Origin of the sequence: Pseudovibrio sp. Tun.PSC04-5.I4, from assembly GCF_900104145.1 — a bacterium.
Taxonomy (GTDB): domain Bacteria; phylum Pseudomonadota; class Alphaproteobacteria; order Rhizobiales; family Stappiaceae; genus Pseudovibrio.
Genome location: NZ_FNLB01000006.1, coordinates 375,077 through 390,345, shown reverse-complemented (window position 1 = coordinate 390,345; position 15,269 = coordinate 375,077). Strand labels below are relative to the sequence as shown.

At 49.7% G+C, this 15,269-nt stretch carries 17 protein-coding genes and 1 riboswitch; of the genes, 8 read left to right on the top strand and 9 right to left on the bottom strand.

Annotation, left to right across the window (positions count from 1 at the left end; translation table 11 throughout):
- Window positions 1-3 precede the first annotated feature (3 nt).
- The 6 genes from BLS62_RS06825 to BLS62_RS06800 all read left to right on the top strand — a co-directional run bounded on the left by BLS62_RS06825 (window position 4) and on the right by BLS62_RS06800 (window position 5,656).
- The gene (locus BLS62_RS06825) at window positions 4-1,455 is read left to right on the top strand and encodes a sigma-54-dependent transcriptional regulator (RefSeq protein WP_093178552.1); all 1,452 of its coding nucleotides are present in this window, start codon (window positions 4-6) and stop codon (window positions 1,453-1,455) included.
- Window positions 1,456-1,628: 173 nt separating this feature from the next.
- Window positions 1,629-2,204, top strand: a complete 576-nt coding sequence (locus BLS62_RS06820) for a hypothetical protein (protein ID WP_093178550.1) — start codon at window positions 1,629-1,631, stop codon at window positions 2,202-2,204.
- 364 nt (window positions 2,205-2,568) lie between these two features.
- A complete protein-coding gene (gene groES / locus BLS62_RS06815) occupies window positions 2,569-2,856 on the top strand; it encodes a co-chaperone GroES (RefSeq protein WP_093178547.1) in 288 nt (95 codons plus the stop codon).
- A 65-nt stretch (window positions 2,857-2,921) separates the two neighbouring features.
- Window positions 2,922-4,571: a chaperonin GroEL gene (groL, locus tag BLS62_RS06810; protein WP_093178544.1), complete on the top strand. Its 1,650-nt coding sequence runs from the start codon at window positions 2,922-2,924 to the stop codon at window positions 4,569-4,571.
- A gap of 98 nt (window positions 4,572-4,669) precedes the next feature.
- Window positions 4,670-5,116: a DUF4268 domain-containing protein gene (locus tag BLS62_RS06805; protein WP_093178541.1), complete on the top strand. Its 447-nt coding sequence runs from the start codon at window positions 4,670-4,672 to the stop codon at window positions 5,114-5,116.
- 72 nt (window positions 5,117-5,188) lie between these two features.
- A complete protein-coding gene (locus BLS62_RS06800; protein ID WP_093178538.1) occupies window positions 5,189-5,656 on the top strand; it encodes a GNAT family N-acetyltransferase in 468 nt (155 codons plus the stop codon).
- 71 nt (window positions 5,657-5,727) lie between these two features.
- Here the strand turns inward: BLS62_RS06800 and BLS62_RS06795 are convergent, their stop codons facing one another.
- Complete coding sequence (locus BLS62_RS06795) at window positions 5,728-6,102, bottom strand: hypothetical protein (RefSeq protein WP_093178535.1); 375 nt, start codon at window positions 6,100-6,102, stop codon at window positions 5,728-5,730.
- 254 nt (window positions 6,103-6,356) lie between these two features.
- On the opposite strand from BLS62_RS06795, the gene msrA reads away from it, so the two are divergent.
- Window positions 6,357-6,986 (top strand): peptide-methionine (S)-S-oxide reductase MsrA, encoded by a 630-nt coding sequence (msrA, locus tag BLS62_RS06790; RefSeq protein WP_093178532.1) that lies wholly within the window; start codon window positions 6,357-6,359, stop codon window positions 6,984-6,986.
- Window positions 6,987-7,036: 50 nt separating this feature from the next.
- On the opposite strand, the gene BLS62_RS06785 is transcribed toward msrA, so the two are convergent.
- Window positions 7,037-8,278, bottom strand: coding sequence for a PQQ-dependent sugar dehydrogenase (locus BLS62_RS06785; protein WP_093178529.1), 1,242 nt, complete (start codon window positions 8,276-8,278; stop codon window positions 7,037-7,039).
- Between the two features lie 281 nt (window positions 8,279-8,559).
- A riboswitch (SAM-I-IV-variant riboswitch) is annotated at window positions 8,560-8,690 on the top strand.
- A 47-nt stretch (window positions 8,691-8,737) separates the two neighbouring features.
- Here BLS62_RS06785 and BLS62_RS06780 point away from each other — a divergent pair.
- The gene (locus BLS62_RS06780; RefSeq protein ID WP_208990719.1) at window positions 8,738-9,112 is read left to right on the top strand and encodes a hypothetical protein; all 375 of its coding nucleotides are present in this window, start codon (window positions 8,738-8,740) and stop codon (window positions 9,110-9,112) included.
- 3 nt (window positions 9,113-9,115) lie between these two features.
- Here BLS62_RS06780 and BLS62_RS06775 read toward each other — a convergent pair whose 3' ends face one another.
- The 7 genes from BLS62_RS06775 to BLS62_RS06745 form a co-directional block, all read right to left on the bottom strand.
- Window positions 9,116-9,565: a group III truncated hemoglobin gene (locus BLS62_RS06775; RefSeq protein ID WP_208990718.1), complete on the bottom strand. Its 450-nt coding sequence runs from the start codon at window positions 9,563-9,565 to the stop codon at window positions 9,116-9,118.
- A gap of 35 nt (window positions 9,566-9,600) precedes the next feature.
- The gene (locus BLS62_RS06770) at window positions 9,601-10,029 is read right to left on the bottom strand and encodes an acyl-CoA thioesterase (protein ID WP_093188534.1); all 429 of its coding nucleotides are present in this window, start codon (window positions 10,027-10,029) and stop codon (window positions 9,601-9,603) included.
- A 34-nt stretch (window positions 10,030-10,063) separates the two neighbouring features.
- On the bottom strand, window positions 10,064-10,501 hold the full coding sequence (locus tag BLS62_RS06765; protein ID WP_093178522.1) for a group III truncated hemoglobin: 438 nt from the start codon (window positions 10,499-10,501) through the stop codon (window positions 10,064-10,066).
- 83 nt (window positions 10,502-10,584) lie between these two features.
- The gene (locus tag BLS62_RS06760; protein WP_093178519.1) at window positions 10,585-11,274 is read right to left on the bottom strand and encodes a Crp/Fnr family transcriptional regulator; all 690 of its coding nucleotides are present in this window, start codon (window positions 11,272-11,274) and stop codon (window positions 10,585-10,587) included.
- A gap of 223 nt (window positions 11,275-11,497) precedes the next feature.
- On the bottom strand, window positions 11,498-12,295 hold the full coding sequence (locus BLS62_RS06755; RefSeq protein WP_208990716.1) for a ChbG/HpnK family deacetylase: 798 nt from the start codon (window positions 12,293-12,295) through the stop codon (window positions 11,498-11,500).
- Window positions 12,296-12,376: 81 nt separating this feature from the next.
- Window positions 12,377-13,882, bottom strand: coding sequence for a glycosyltransferase family 39 protein (locus BLS62_RS06750; protein WP_093178514.1), 1,506 nt, complete (start codon window positions 13,880-13,882; stop codon window positions 12,377-12,379).
- A gap of 22 nt (window positions 13,883-13,904) precedes the next feature.
- On the bottom strand, window positions 13,905-15,053 hold the full coding sequence (locus BLS62_RS06745; RefSeq protein ID WP_093178512.1) for a glycosyltransferase: 1,149 nt from the start codon (window positions 15,051-15,053) through the stop codon (window positions 13,905-13,907).
- Between the last annotated feature and the right edge of the window lie 216 nt (window positions 15,054-15,269).

Sequence of the window (15,269 nt, the reverse complement as noted above, 5' to 3'; positions counted from 1 at the left end):
CCAATGGGATCCCCCAAAGCCAATAATCGTTTTCTGAACGCTTGCGTTGTAGACACAAACCGTTCTGATGCGCGTAAAACCAGCAGTGCTTTGGCGCAACACGTCACCAATGGCCAACCGGCGTACATTCTTTCAAGTAAAGAACATGCCGTCGCATTTTTGCGGCATACGCCTATCAACGTCATTGTTGTCGATCTTGAATGTATCGGCGGTGAAGCTGAGCTCTCGGAAATTGTTGCAGCTTGTCCTCGGGCGATCTTGCTGGCGGTGAGCGCAAAAGGTTCTGTTAGCCGTGCTATAAACGCAATGCGCAATGGTGCCCACGATTTCCTGACGAAGCCATTCACGGACGAGATGCTTTGCGAAAAACTGGACGCACATCTTGGAGCTTTCCAAGCTCAATCTGGCAAAGTTCATCAGAAAACAGTTGCAGTTCCCTCCTCAAATCAGAGGGTTGGAAGCGACGTGTCCGCAACACAGTTTGAAGGTTTCGTTGGAACCTCAAATCGGATGCAGACGGTTTATGGACAGATAGACCGGATGGCAACATCCAGCGCGCCCGCCTTCATCACTGGAGAATCAGGGACTGGTAAGGAGCTATGTGCACAGGCTCTCCACGCCAGATCTGCCAGAAAGGCTGGTCCTTTTGTCGCAATCAACTGTGGAGCAATTCCTGTCAACCTGATGGAGTCCGAGATCTTCGGTCATGTGCGTGGAGCCTTTACAGGGGCGGATGAAGCAAGAGCTGGGGCGGCGGAAATTGCTGATGGTGGTACTCTCTTTCTTGACGAGATTGGAGAAATGGAACTGTGCCTGCAGAGCAAACTTCTTCGGTTCCTACAGACGGGAACAATCCAGCGGGTTGGAGAGCATAAAGTCCGGTCACTCGATTTGCGTGTGATTTGCGCGACCAATCGCGACCCAAAAGCCGAGATTACCGCAGGCCGTTTCCGCGAGGACTTATTCTATCGCCTTCACGTCTTGCCAATCCGGCTTCCAGCTCTGCGCGAGCGCCGAGAAGATATCCCGACACTCGCACTGACCTTCCTTCGAAAATATGCGGGAGAAGAAAAGCGCGGTTTTCAGCGATTTTCAACAGGTTCAGAGGCCTTGTTGCTGCAACATAGCTGGCCGGGCAATGTTCGCGAACTAGAGAATGTCGTACGCCAACTGGTCGTCATGAATGAAGGCGTTGAGGTTACTGAGAGTATGCTCTCCCCTCTCCTCCAATCCAATCCGGCTTCCATCCAATCTGACATTTCCATCAGCGCGACTGAATATGCGTTCTCGTCAGGCCGTTCTATCGAGCCTTTGTGGTTTCAGGAAAAGCAGATCATTGAGACGACACTTGAAACTTTTGATGGCAATATTGCGCTTGCTGCTGCTGCGCTGGAAATCAGCCCCTCGACGATCTACAGAAAGCGCCAATCCTGGGCAGATCGTGCGAGCCTCTAACGGAGTGCTTCGGCAAATTCTTAACCATTGCATCAGGAACATGGCCGTGAACCTCCCCTAAGCAGCTTCACGAAATGACGCAGTATTGTCTCCCCAAAATTTAAGGGCTATACCACCGCCAACAAATTGGTGAGTGCCACGGTACCTATACCGACGGCTCTAGGGGACTAAAAATGCCATTCAATAAAAGAGGGATGGCGGCATGCATAAGTGCCGCTGCCTGTACCGTAGTCGTTGGCACTTTGTTGGGAAGTGCTGCGATTGCCGCTGAAACGGCTCAACTGACACCTAACTTTGTCACCGCCCAAAGCGCATATAATACAGCTTGGAAACAGCAAAGCCTTGTTTTCACATCAGCAAAGTTCATCGCCCTTCCGGCCAAAGGGTACGGCTCTTACACTCCACTGGTATCTGCTGAATTCCAGAGCGGCGATCCTCTGATTGTATATGCTGAACCTCTTGGTTACGCCTATCAGGAGCAAAATGGTCAATTCATGATTGATCTGAGCGTTGACTTTGAGTTGCGCAATACGACGGGCCAGGTTCTCGCTTCACAGGATGATTTTGCAGAACTACACTCCGAAAGCTTCAGTCGGATTCGTGAATACCAGAGTTCCCTGAGCTTCAACCTGCAAGGCCTTCAGGCTGGTGAGTACGTGTTAAAAGTTCGGTTTAACGATGAAAACTCTGAAAAATCAGGAAGTTTTGAACTTCCGTTTTTAATGAAAGCTACACCGCTGCAGAACTAAGTAGTTCTTCAGCTAGATATCGCATTCATGAAGCTGGCTTTTTTGGAGAGCCAGCTTTTATTTTGTTCTGATTCCGGTCCTCACCGGCCTTCCTCACCGCCTAGTTCTTTGGTCTTGTAAAACCAAACTCTCTCCCGGATTACCCCCAATTTTTTGCAGTAATCGCAGAATTATATGGTTCTGAGCTATTTTTTTGCCGGGCTCTCCTTGACTACAACAATGGGGGAACCTACATCAAAAGTCGGTTGTTAGCACTCTGCCTTTGGGAGTGCTAAGACTGTGAAGCTTAGAGCATCACCCACTAACCTTCGCGTCCGGGCGCTGCCTACAAGGGGCGCTCGCGCATGATAGGAAAAAAGCAATTATGAAGTTTCGTCCACTACACGACCGCGTTGTCGTTCGCCGCATTGAGTCTGAAGCAAAAACAGCTGGTGGCATCATCATTCCTGACACTGCAAAAGAAAAGCCACAGGAAGGCGAAGTTATCGCTGTTGGCACTGGCGCACGCAAAGACAATGGTGAGCTCATCGCTATCGACGTTAAAGCTGGTGACCGCGTTCTGTTCGGCAAATGGTCCGGTACTGAAGTTAAGATCGACGGCGAAGAGCTGCTGATCATGAAGGAATCCGACATCATGGGTATCCTGGCTTAATTCCAAGCCATTGTTGAGACCCTACGATCCCTTCTGTTTTTCAAGAATTTAAGTGAGACAAAACCATGGCTGCTAAAGAAGTCAAATTCGGTTCTGATGCCCGCGACAAAATGATCCGCGGCGTAGACATCCTTGCAAACGCTGTAAAAGTAACATTGGGCCCTAAAGGCCGTAATGTTATTTTAGACAAAGCTTTTGGCGCACCACGCATCACTAAAGATGGCGTTTCTGTTGCAAAAGAAATCGAACTTGAAGACAAGTTTGAAAACATGGGCGCACAGATGGTGCGTGAAGTTGCTTCCAAAACCAACGACATCGCTGGTGACGGTACAACAACTGCGACTGTTCTGGCGCAGGCTATCGTTAAAGAAGGTGCAAAGTTCGTTGCCGCTGGCATGAACCCAATGGACCTGAAGCGTGGCGTTGACATGGCAACTGCAGCTGCTGTTGCAGATCTGACTGCTCGTTCTAAGTCTATCTCTTCTACCGACGAAGTTGCACAGGTTGGCACAATCTCTGCTAACGGCGACGCTCAGATCGGCCAGGATATTGCTGAAGCAATGCAGCGCGTTGGCAACGAAGGCGTTATCACCGTTGAAGAAGCTAAGTCCCTTGAGACTGAGCTTGAAGTTGTTGAAGGCATGCAGTTCGACCGCGGCTACCTGTCTCCTTACTTCGTAACCAACGCTGAAAAGATGGTTGCTGATCTGGAAAAGCCACTTATTCTCCTTCACGAGAAAAAGCTGACCAACCTACAGCCACTTCTGCCTATCCTTGAAAGCGCTGTTCAGTCTTCCCGTCCGCTGCTCATCATTGCAGAAGACGTTGAAGGTGAAGCACTGGCAACTCTGGTTGTTAACAAACTGCGCGGCGGCCTAAAAATTGCTGCTGTTAAGGCTCCTGGTTTCGGTGACCGTCGTAAAGCAATGCTTGAAGACATCGCTATCCTGACTGGTGGTACTGTGGTTTCTGAAGACCTCGGCATCAAGCTGGAAAACGTTACTATCGAAATGCTCGGCACTGCTGACAAGGTGAACATCTCTAAAGAGAACACCACTATTGTTGACGGTTCTGGCGTTAAAGCTGACATCGAAGCACGCGTTGCTCAGATCAAAGCTCAGATCGAAGAAACTACTTCTGACTACGACCGTGAAAAGCTGCAGGAACGTCTTGCTAAGCTTGCCGGTGGTGTTGCAGTTATCCGCGTTGGTGGTGCTACTGAAGTTGAAGTTAAAGAGAAAAAAGACCGCATCGACGATGCCCTGAACGCAACACGCGCTGCTGTTGAAGAAGGTATCGTACCAGGTGGTGGTTGTGCTCTGCTTCGTGCAAAAGCTGCTGTTGCGAAGATTTCTTCTGACAACGTTGATATTGAAGCTGGTATCAAGATCGTTCTTCGCGCTCTTGAATCCCCACTTCGCCAGATCGCTGAAAACTCCGGCGTTGAAGGTTCTATCGTTGTTGGCAAGATCCAGGACAACATTGCTGACGAAACTTTCGGCTTCAACGCGCAGACCGAAGAATACGTCAACATGATTGAAGCTGGCATCATCGATCCAACTAAGGTTGTTCGTACTGCCCTTCAGGACGCTGCATCTGTAGCTGGCCTGCTGATCACAACCGAAGCAATGGTTGCTGAAATGCCAAAATCTGACGGCCCTGCAATGCCTCCTATGGACGGCGGAATGGGCGGTATGGGCGGCATGGGCTTCTAAGCCAAGCTTTCCAACGCTTAAACAGATCAGGGCGCCCTTTGAGGCGCCCTTTTTGTCATGTATATGCATATATAACTTGAGATGGAGATCAGTGAATCATGAATGATTTAGAAACTAAACAACACGATCTTTGGCAGGAAGTAAGAAAACAACTGACCGAGACCAAACTTCCGCTGAAATTGAGAAACAATATTCCTTCCGGAAGTTATTACGACGTCAAATTTGGCGTACCCAGCGCGTATCTTAGCCTTCATTATGTGGAGCAAGAAAACTGCGCGAAGGTTATGGTTAGCCTGCGCAACGAACGCGGTGAAAAATATTTTGAGCACCTACTGCGCGAAAAAGAACAGATAGAAGGTGAGATCGGTGCATCCCTGGATTGGGATCCTGTAGAAAATGCCAAGTATTGCTGCATCGTTTTATGGAAAAAAGATGTCGATCTGGGCATCAGCACGACAACTGCAGACCTGGCACAATGGTATGTCACCTGGTTTGAAAACTTTTACAAAGCGCTCCACCCGCGCCTCTCCATAATTCCAGAATAATAAGACCAATAGCAGCGCCCATCGGGGCGCTCTTATTTGTTCTAAGCTTCCAGTTCATCGAAAGAACATTCAATGATCCGCCTTCAAACCTACGATCCATCGCATTTTGCTGATTTCAAGCACACCGCAATTTCAGAGTACGTTGTTGATCTCATGACCAATCACCGAATGGACGAGCAGGCCGCTTTGAAGAAGGCAACGGACGGTGTCGTTAATGCGTTTCCTGATGGAGTGAGTACGGACCAAAACAAGATGCTGAGCATTATGAAGCAGTCAGATAAGGGAGAGGCCGCTGTCGGGCATCTCTGGTACGCGCGAAATGATGAGAACTCCATCTTCATTATGGATTTTCTTGTCTACTCGGAACACCGCGGCATGGGCTATGCTTCACAAGCACTTGAAATTTTGAAAGCCACGCTGAAGGCTGAAGGCCTGACGCGCATTGGTTTGCGCGTTGAACCCAACAACCAGGCTGCCATCCGCGTTTATGAGAAAGTTGGTTTCGTCGTTACCGGCTGGAATATGGCAAATGTGCTTTAGGCATTCTGCACAAGCCCTTTGACTTCGAACGCAATCCTATCCGGATACCATATCCACTTTTCGGAGCCGCTTTACTGCACGGAGAGTTGTTGAAACTCGGTGCATTCCTTTGTGTTTGGGTCATCCTCCATGTTGTTGAGCGCAACGCATGTTTTGGCTGAGAGCGAATTCATACAGGCGGCGGCTTTTTCCAGCCCCCCTGCAACACTGCGTGCCTCATTGAAATCTGCTTTCATAGCCACACAAGCCTGATCAAGTTGCTGAGCCAGCATCACGCGAATTGCACCGTTAATCGGGCTATCCCCGTTCTCGCGCTTCATCGTTTCAACCGCACAGACTTTCATCTTCTCGCACATGGCCTGATGGGCTAGTTCAAAATTATCGGCAGCTGCTGGCAGGACAATCAAAACACTCAGGGAAAAGAAAAAGGCGCTGAAATATCGCATAAAATTCCTCAAAATATAGAAAATCAGATCTTAGCATATTCGATCTAAGAGGAATAACTGATCCCTTATCTGTTGGATATTGAACGTATTTATATCAGACCATTGAGGGGCAGTATTTTGTGATCTCTAGAGACCTCCGCGCCCAAAGCAAAACTCCAGTGACGAAATGTTGATGTAACTTCATTTCAAATAAGTATGGCTGTTCTGATAAGTTTTAAGAAATTCCAATGCACAACCTGATTTAAGGATCTGAGATGTTTGCACAAAACGCTGCTAAAGCCTTTGCTCTGCTGCCTCTGCTTTTTGCTGTGACACAGCCTGCCCAAGCGGCCAAAACAGAAACGGCCATATTTGCAGGCGGTTGTTTCTGGTGCATTGAGTCTGATTTCGACAAGATTGACGGCGTACTGGAAACGACCTCTGGTTACACAGGTGGTCGCAGTGCCAACCCGACCTACAAGCAGGTTTCTGCTGGCGGCACAGGTCATCTGGAAGCTTTGGAAGTTGAGTTTAACCCTGCGAAAGTATCATACGAAGAGCTTTTGACTGCATTTTGGCATTCTGTTGATCCAACAGATGCAGGCGGTCAGTTTTGTGATCGCGGCGAGAGCTATCAGACCACTGTATTTGCAACCAGTGCAGAACAGCTGAAAAAAGCAAAAGCCTCCAAGAAGGCGCTTAGTAAATCAGGTGAGATCAAAGCACCTCTTGTGACGCCGATCCGTACAGCCTCTGCTTTTTATGATTCAGAAGACTATCACCAGAACTATTACGAGAAGAACCCGATCCGTTACAAATACTACCGCTACCAATGTGGTCGCGATCAACGCGTGAAGAAGGTTTGGGGAGAGAATGCCTACAAAGGTATTCCCGGCAGCCATTAATCAGCGATACTCTTAATGTGAGCAGGTCAAGGACGTTCTTGGCCTGCTTTTTAGTCCTCGTAGTACATGCGGTAGATACCGCCTGTTGAATCATCAGAGATCAAAAGCGATCCATCTCCAAGTTCCACCACATCAACCGGACGACCAAGATAGTCCCCTTCAGCATCAATCCACCCCGTTGCAACGATTGTGGGGACGCCAGCTTCCTCTTTGTCATTCACCGGCACGAACACCACTCGTGCGCCGATAGGATCTGAGCGGTTCCAAGAGCCGTGTTGGGCGATGAAGATGCCGCCTTTGTACTCTTCAGGGAACATATTGCCCTGATAGAAGGTCATTCCCAAACTGGCGGCGTGGGCATCCAGTTCCACTTCGGGGTTAACAACTCCGCTCGGGATTGGTTCATTGATGTAATGCGGCGTGCGAACTGTTCCACCTCCGTACCACGGGAAACCATAGTTTTTGCCCGGCTCCACGCCCTTGTTCAGCTCCTCCGGCGGAATGTCATCTCCCATGCCATCCACCTGATTGTCAGTGAACCACAAATTGCTGGAGTTGGGATGGAATTCCATGCCTACGGAGTTGCGAATACCAGTCGCGTAGACCTGACGATCCATTCCATCCCCAGTGATTGAGATAATACCGCCGATGCCGAGACTGTCGTATAGTTTCAGCTTCATCTCAGGTGGGACGTTGTAAGGCTGGCCGAGAGAGATGTAGATCCGGCCATCAGGCCCCTGATCACAGACCCGCGCAGAGTGGGAGTAACTTTCTTCTGCTTTGGGAATGAGCATTCCCTGACCGATGAGAATCTGAACGTCCGGCTTCGCTTCATCTTTGGCTTTTAATGCATTGGGGAACTTCAACACCCGGTTTTGTTCCGCCAAAACCAGAGCACCATCCTCTGTGAAGCACACGCCATTTGGGATGATAAAAGACTGGTTGGCAGCAAACTGCCTGACTTCCGCGGCTATCGGTGCGTTTTCATCCTGCTCAACCACCCAGACCCGATCAGTCGTCGTTCCAACAAAAACGGTTTTGCCATCGGGAGCAACGGCCATATGGCGTGCATCTGGCACTACAGCATAGGGCTCAATATGAAAGCCTCTCGGCATTACAACAACATCCACATTGTCAGAGAGGGTTTTCTGGTCAGCCTTTGTCTGGCTCACAAACTCCGTCTTAACCTCGTCTATTATCTTAGTGGATACAGCAGCCTGTGTTGAGGACATCAGGAAAGCGTATGTGCATGTCGCCACGATTCCGTAGCTGATGGTTATTTTACTGCACATTCTCGCGTCTCCTTGGGTTTCCTGATTTGGTGAATAGTTAGGTGCAATAAATGACCTAAGCCGTGCAATTAGACCAACACTATGCGCTGTTTTGACGAGGAGGGAGAATACTTAGATTTGACAATAATTCAGTTTATCGAAACGTGAAAATTGAAGGTATTCACTTAGCGGAACCTACGTTATGTGGTGTTAGGGTAAGACATAACGGAATTTTGAAAGTGTGGAGAAAGAACAAAGGACAGTCGCACACTTGCAATTGCCTTATTTTCGTGCCAAATCCCTAGCATCATCAAGAGAAGGGCTGGCGCCCTCGCCAACCTGCCAAACCGGGCAAGGTGGTCTCCGCCATTAGGGATGTGGTTTCGAATAGAGGACTAGGTCGTCATCGTTCGCAACAACCAAGCGGTAGTTTCAATGGATTTTGCGCCAGTTCTCCTCGGGAAACCGATGGAGGATTTAATGTTTGATCTTACTAGTCAGCCACAGTCTGCATGGCAGTCCTATGTGTCTGAGTGCGTACCACAATCACTGAGAGAAGCTGTGTCTCATCTTGCTGATGAGTTTACGGCAACATACCTTTTGGATTGCCTGATCCTCGAAAAGGGATTGCGTAGTCGTTTATGCTCTCACTCAACACGCCAAGACAACACTCCCCTCAGCTCAGAAGAGCGCACAGACCGGTTTGCGACTTTGCTGCGATTATGGGCCAACGGTTGCCATACGGTTGTTGACGAGCGTCTATTTGCAGATACGGTGCGCAGACGCCCGAGAGAACTTGAAGCACTACGATTGCACTTTAAACAAACCGCTCTTCGCTCCAAACAGTTTCGCTAGACCTCAGGCTGCTTGGCTGCCAAACTTTTTTGGTGGCGTGGCAAAAGGATCTGCGACCATTGCAAGCCAAAGGCTTTGTGCGATGCGCTGTGCTGTGGCCAACAATTGTGGAGCTGCTTCTTTGGAAAAGATCGCGTAGACCTCGTCCTCAAACAAGTCCATCCATTCATGGAAGTTTTCGGTCGATACGCCTTCAATTCTGGCATGTGCTGGAACCGGTTTTCCCTTATAGGTGCCTGTTTTTAGCAAAACAGACGCCCAGAAGTGCTTCATCTTATTCAGATGCGGGCCCCAGTCGTCACCCATCTCTTTCAGAAAGATCGGCCCAAGTGTTTCATGTGCCCGGACTTTACCGTAAAAACTTTCTACGAGCAGATTGATTTGAGCAGGCGTAATGGAAGGGTCAAGCGGTGTCCGTTCACGCGCTGATACAACGGGGATTTCTAGTGACACGGCTTGTTTCCCAATTCCAATTTGCAGTTACGCGACTACGAGGTCGTAAATTTGGCGCGTTGTTCCGATGATATTTCGATTGGCTTACCATCATCACCGACTGCAACAAACGTAAACTGTGCGTTTGTCACCTTTTCACGACTGCCGAAGCGGTGGCGCAGCGCCCATGCTTCGATCGCAAGGGTGACGGACGTTCTTCCTACCCGCAGGACATGCGCATACACGCACATGACGTCTCCAACCTTCACTGGGCGGATAAAAGTCATGCCGTCAATTGCGACAGTGACGACACGTTCCATAGTGCATTGGCTGGCAGCAATACCGGCTGCTATATCCATTTGAGAGACAACCCATCCACCAAAGATATCGCCAGATGCATTCGTATCCGCTGGCATAGCCATTGTGCGCGTGGTTAGCTCACCTACTGGCTGCACGTTTTCAGCGTTGTCTCTTGCGTCAGTCATTGTTTTAAGCTCCGTCCAAACATTACCAGAAATGCTATGCATGACGTGTGCCATCAGCTCCAGTAATATTCATCGCCATGTGGAAGCAATCAACAACTTGAGCTGCACTCTTCTTCGTGTCAGCCTGGGCTGCGTCTGCAATGCATTCTTCAACTGCATTCTCGAACAAATTCAACCAGCTGGCAATATCATCACTGCAGACCTGAGCAGCGGCACTCCGATATTTGCCAAGCGGGCGGCCAGAGTAACTCTGATCCTTCAAAAGCGCTGAGCACCAGAAGCGCATTGCCTGTGCTTCATAATCTTCCCAATCACATCTCAAATTGCTGAGATAAACACCAGCAAGACGCTTATTTTTGCGCAGCTTATCTACATGGCTTGTGACAAGCGCACGCACCTGAGTGTGGGTGAGTTCGGGATGAACCGGAGTACATTCGCTCAGCGGGCGAATGTCAAAATGTTGATATGTCATTGTGGTATTTTCAAAGGCCTTGCCAATGACAAGGCCTAGGCCCTTTATTTTTCCTTAAGGTCACTTTACCTCAAGAACCCACCTTAAAGCTCTGCGGCAGCTCGTAGCACCTCTGGCTTTTCAAGGCAGTAATAACCAGAGAGCCTGCTGATAACACCTTCTCGCTTCCATACATTCAACACACGACTGACGTTTTCGCGTGCGCCACCCGCCATATTGGCAATTTCGGCCTGAGAGATTTTGTAGTGAACAAGAATTTTGTGGCTATCGACCTTCTTGCCAAAGGTTTCTGATAATTGAAGCAGTGTTTGCGCGACACGGCCGTTGAGCGGCAAGAAAGAGCGAGCCGCCAAAGCATCGTTGGATCTGCGCAGGCGAGTCGCTACGATGGAAAGCATGTGTCGGTAAATTGCAGGATTTTCATCGGCATAGCGATAAAATGCAGCTTTGGAGATAAATGCAAGCTTACTTGGCTTCAAAGCGGTCACGGTTGCGGACCGTTCACTGCCATCCAGCAAAGCAATTTCACCCACTAGCGTTCCTTGCGCCAAAACGGCAAGGAGCTGTTCACTGCCATCCAATGAGACTACGGAGACCTTCATGTTGCCTTCGATAATAGCATAACAGCCATTGCCAGGATCTCCAGCCTTAAACAAAACTGCCCCGGACTTCAAAGACATAGGCTGCGCGATTTCAGAGAGCCCATGCGCATGTTCTTCCGCCAAGCCTGCAAGTGAGAAGCTATTTTGAAGGAGTTCTTTGAACTTTGTCATCTTATCACGAGGTCCTGACGAGCCGTAGTTCCACATTTTGTAGTTGAAACTACATCAATATAATTGATGATTTTAACTAGGTCTATCTTGCGGCTTTTTTGTGACAAGAGTCACAGAGCTTATCGCCATTTTTCGGCAAATTAGAGACGTTCATAAATACCCCAACATTTATGACATATTCAATAGAACGATCTCTTCACGTTACCGCAGGAAGAGATCGTTCTTAGAACAAGAAGATATCTTTTTCCATCAAAAGAAACGGAAATTCCTCGCTTATCAGGAATTTAAGCTGATTTTCTCGTGAGGAGATCTGCCGTATGTTCTTCCTCAGCGTTAGCTGGTGCTCTTGTTCGGGATAGGATGGGCGACACAGGACCATCGCCTGATCTCTAGCTTCGTTGATGCCATGCCAGAAAAAATCTCGCAGATCGGTTTCCTCATCAGCTAATGGCAAATCGGGACCGCAGTATATGGTTTCCAACCCATCTTTGGCCGCACGCTTAGCTATTGAATTGCCGATACGATTTGCACCCGTCGGGAGGACAAGTGCGGGCTCTCGTCCCTTCATCATGGTCAGAACGGTGATCAGTGCTGCACTGACTGCGGGGTGTTTGGCCAGATTCCCTTGTATTGCAATAAAGGCTGGTGGGCGGGCATAAACCTCTTCAAACAAATCCACCTGTGCGGCGATTTCAGCTGCAATGGCTTCTTCGGGTAACATCTTCATCGGGCTGCGGATCGAGTACCACAATGAGCTCGGGAATAGATCACCAAAGACGGTATGGCCGAAATCCGTTAGGGGACCTGCTGGCTTTGTGAGGGTAACAGTCAGGCCGACCATGGTCTCATGTTCAGCCCATGCGACCACATCGCGGAGTTGATAAAACTCCCGCGACCACATCTCACCAGTTACAACGCAACCGACAGCAGAGAGGCGTCCAGCGATGATTAAATCACAGATCGCCCTATCAACGCCGTAGCTTTGCCCAAATTCCAGACTTGTTAAGAGGATGCGCTTCATCGCGCGGAACTCCCAATCCCAAAGGTTCAGGAGCATATTTAACAAAGCTTGGAAATTTAACGCAACGAAATCTCGACCCTCTCAGTAGGATTTCAGGGGCAACTTCACCCCAGAGAGCTTGTATATCCGTATATTTTCGATGGTAGTATTTCCGAATACACCCTTAGATTCTCGGGGGATAGTCTCGATCAACACCACATCATCGAACATGTTTTTGAGCCTATCGGACCGATCTCTTCTTTCTTCCGTCACATACAGCATATTGCTGGTTTTTGGGGTCTGAAGTGCCTCGGGAATCATTGCATATCGCATACGCTCGGGAATCGCATAGACTTTGAGTCCCGTATTTTTCAGCGCATTTGCCATTTGGCCGGTCAAACCATAGCTGGTTGTGGCGATCCAGTCGACATTGTTGGCTTTAGCCAGCTCAGCAAGTTCAGTGCCGATCGTTTGCCATCCGCGCATCTGGTGTGTGGGGTCTTTGCGGCCCAGTGATGTGTTCAACGGCGTGAGTGCGTGGACATAAACAAGACCTGCGATCACAACTCCCAGCACCACTGCTGATGGAGCGAGTGCTTTGAACCAGCGCCCAACATTCACCGGCGGATAAGCTGCGGCTATGCCGGCAAACAGTGCCAGAGTTGGATACATGGGCGCGGGCCAATTGCCCTGCACACGAGAATGCAGCGAGTGGAAGAACAGATAGACCAAGAACGGCAGAACGGTCAAAACCAACAGGCTTGCAGCGCTGTCCTGCTTTACCACGCGACGGAGGATGCGCCATGCTCCAACCAGTGCGATTATAAAGACCAGCGGGTTGAGCAGACCAGCAACAGAACCAATAAACTCACCAATGTATTTGACGGAATAGCCATCGGGAACAGAGCGACCAAACTGTTTTACAAACGAGATCCACTCGTGCTGCGCATTCCAATAAAGCACGGGCGAGAAGATCGCGATGGCGAGTGCCCCACCAAGCCACAACTGCCATGAGAGCAGATAGCGACGGTTTTCCGGCACCCAGAGCAGCCATAAGACAATGCCTATGCCAAGGAACAGTACGGAGTATTTGGAGAGAAGCCCAAGTCCTGCAAAAATGCCAACAGCAATCCACCAGTTGGCGTTCTTTGAAGCGGTGAGCTCTGCCATGGCCCAAAGTGCCAGCCCCCAGAAGAAGACCGAGGGGGCATCTGGCGTTGCCAGTAATGAGCCAACACCTATGAGTAGGCTTGCGTTGAAAAAGAGAACTGTCCAGCCTGCAACATGGTCATCAAACAGCACTTTTGCAGTTCGCCACAGAACAGCAGACCCTATTGCGGCTGACAGAATACTTATAAAGCGAACACCGAGCGCAGTATCGCCAAACAACGCCTGACCTAGCCAGATCCAGTAGGCGACCATTGGTGGATGATCGTAATATCCGAGTGCAGGATAGAGCCCCCACAGGCGGTAATAGGCTTCATCCTCAACCAGATCTGAATTCATGCCTGTCGCCAGACGTGCCAGAGACAGCACGGCAACAATCAGGATCAAATTGGTTGGCCGGAGCCAGAAGCTCAACGGCTTTGCGGAGGTTGTTTCCTGCATCTGCTCACAATCCTCAGGGTAATCAGCCTTTGCGCCATGTGAGCGTGTTGGAGATTACATAGTTCCACACGGCTCCCATGATCGCACCGGCTGCACCGGCAAACCACCAGATTGGTTTACTGGTGTAAATCAACTCTGCCACACCAACATTTGCCAGAACACCAAAGCTACAAATCACATAGAATGTGAGCAGACCTTTAATCCAGGCTGCACCGGCTAAACGGCGGTCCCGGTACGTGAGGCGGTTGTTGAGGAAGAAGTTGGAGGACATGGCGACGAAGGTTGCAATCAACTGCGCAATGCCGAAGCTCATACCAAAGAGAACGAGCAGCAATTTCAATGCGATGAGGTGAACGACAACACCGGTGCCGCCAACCATGGAATACATCATGAAGCGGATTGAAATCACGTCATTAAAGAGTTTGGAGACGAGCAGGCCGAGGTAATCCATTGTTACCAAAGTATCGAGCTTGCTTTCACCGTGCTGGCGTTCGCGGAACACAAACGGCAGTTCCTTGATCCGCAACGCGCCTTTTGCGCTGGCAACAATGTCGAGCATAATTTTGAAGCCCTGCGAGGACAAGTGCGGCGCAAGATCCACGAACTTATCACGGCGAAGCATGAAGAAGCCGCTCATCGGATCGGAGAGTTCAACCTTCAGGAAGTTACGCGCCAGATTGTTTGCAAGGTTGGAGCCCCAAGCGCGAATAGAAGACAGGCCGGTGCCCACATCCCCGCCTTCCACATGGCGGGAAGCAACGCAGATGTCGTAGTCTTGTGAGCGCAGAGCTGCCAGCATCTTCGGGAGCAGGCTTTCATCGTGTTGCAGATCGGCATCCATAACGGCGACGTATTTGGAGCTGGAGGCCAGCATCCCTTCAATACATGCGCCGGACAGACCGCGGCGGCCTATACGCTGGATGATGCGGACGCGTGGGTCGCGCTGTGCAATTTCTGCGGTAACCTGTGATGTGCCATCTGGAGAATTGTCATCAACAACAATCACTTCCCAAGCAACGCCTGCGAGCGCTTTATCCAGCAGCTCAACAACAATTGGGACGTTTTTGCTTTCGTTATAAGTAGGCAACACAATGCTCAGCTCAGCGGGTCCGGTCTGGCGATCATCTGAATTGCGGTTTTCGGGCACATCATTCTTGGTGTTTAACACCATGGTTTCTCCAGTGTTCAGACCTTCCTTTAGGAGCTAAAGGGAAAGATCCTTCAATTTTTCGCGCGACCTTAGCCGCTCTTGATACTATTGCAAGTATTGATTGGGAAATTTGCGCCCGATTGCAGCGGCTTCGCGCCTTGCCCTCCCCTGCTCAATGGGCTAGGAGATTGGCAACAGTGCGCTTCTCCTCGGATATACTTGGGGGAAGTTCTCGCA

Bases quoted from the DNA above. Each gene is read 5' to 3' on its own strand.
- BLS62_RS06800 (WP_093178538.1), top strand. From the start codon at position 5,189: ATGATCCGCCTTCAAACCTACGATCCATCGCATTTTGCTGATTTCAAG.
- msrA (WP_093178532.1), top strand. From the start codon at position 6,357: ATGTTTGCACAAAACGCTGCTAAAGCCTTTGCTCTGCTGCCTCTGCTT.
- BLS62_RS06755 (WP_208990716.1), bottom strand. From the start codon at position 12,295: ATGAAGCGCATCCTCTTAACAAGTCTGGAATTTGGGCAAAGCTACGGC.
- BLS62_RS06820 (WP_093178550.1), top strand. From the start codon at position 1,629: ATGCCATTCAATAAAAGAGGGATGGCGGCATGCATAAGTGCCGCTGCC.
- BLS62_RS06825 (WP_093178552.1), top strand. From the start codon at position 4: ATGGGATCCCCCAAAGCCAATAATCGTTTTCTGAACGCTTGCGTTGTA.
- BLS62_RS06750 (WP_093178514.1), bottom strand. From the start codon at position 13,882: ATGCAGGAAACAACCTCCGCAAAGCCGTTGAGCTTCTGGCTCCGGCCA.
- BLS62_RS06780 (WP_208990719.1), top strand. From the start codon at position 8,738: ATGTTTGATCTTACTAGTCAGCCACAGTCTGCATGGCAGTCCTATGTG.
- BLS62_RS06760 (WP_093178519.1), bottom strand. From the start codon at position 11,274: ATGACAAAGTTCAAAGAACTCCTTCAAAATAGCTTCTCACTTGCAGGC.
- BLS62_RS06745 (WP_093178512.1), bottom strand. From the start codon at position 15,053: ATGGTGTTAAACACCAAGAATGATGTGCCCGAAAACCGCAATTCAGAT.
- BLS62_RS06805 (WP_093178541.1), top strand. From the start codon at position 4,670: ATGAATGATTTAGAAACTAAACAACACGATCTTTGGCAGGAAGTAAGA.
- BLS62_RS06785 (WP_093178529.1), bottom strand. From the start codon at position 8,278: ATGTGCAGTAAAATAACCATCAGCTACGGAATCGTGGCGACATGCACA.
- BLS62_RS06765 (WP_093178522.1), bottom strand. From the start codon at position 10,501: ATGACATATCAACATTTTGACATTCGCCCGCTGAGCGAATGTACTCCG.
- groES (WP_093178547.1), top strand. From the start codon at position 2,569: ATGAAGTTTCGTCCACTACACGACCGCGTTGTCGTTCGCCGCATTGAG.
- groL (WP_093178544.1), top strand. From the start codon at position 2,922: ATGGCTGCTAAAGAAGTCAAATTCGGTTCTGATGCCCGCGACAAAATG.
- BLS62_RS06770 (WP_093188534.1), bottom strand. From the start codon at position 10,029: ATGACTGACGCAAGAGACAACGCTGAAAACGTGCAGCCAGTAGGTGAG.
- BLS62_RS06795 (WP_093178535.1), bottom strand. From the start codon at position 6,102: ATGCGATATTTCAGCGCCTTTTTCTTTTCCCTGAGTGTTTTGATTGTC.